The organism is Pseudomonas sp. IT-P176 (assembly GCF_949767245.1).
GTDB lineage: Bacteria > Pseudomonadota > Gammaproteobacteria > Pseudomonadales > Pseudomonadaceae > Aquipseudomonas.
In genome coordinates, this window is record NZ_CATKPN010000005.1 from 1 (window position 1) to 291 (window position 291).

Genomic DNA, 291 nt, shown 5'->3' on the forward strand with positions numbered 1-291 from the left:
TGAAGAGCAGCTCAGCCAGCCGTTCAGCTACCGCATCGAATTCACCAGCAGTGCCGGGGAGATCGAGGCCGCGCAGATGCTCGGCCAGCGTGGGCAGTTGAGCCTGTACGCCTTGGCGTCGAACGTGCCGGTGTTCAGCTTCAGCGCCCCCGACGTGATCCTGCCCCTGCGCACGTTGCGCGGTGTGGTCACAGCTTTTCGACGCCTGTCCGGCTCGGCCGATGAAGCCCGCTATGAGCTGACCCTGCAACCGCGCCTGGCGTTGCTGGCGCGGGGCAAGCAGTTTCGTAT

Annotated in this window: 1 protein-coding gene; it reads left to right on the forward strand. The window is 65.3% G+C overall.

Going from position 1 to position 291, the window contains the following annotated elements:
* A partial coding sequence (locus ACM6IP_RS00025) for a contractile injection system protein, VgrG/Pvc8 family (protein WP_414860653.1) occupies positions 1 to 291 on the forward strand: 291 nt, incomplete at both ends.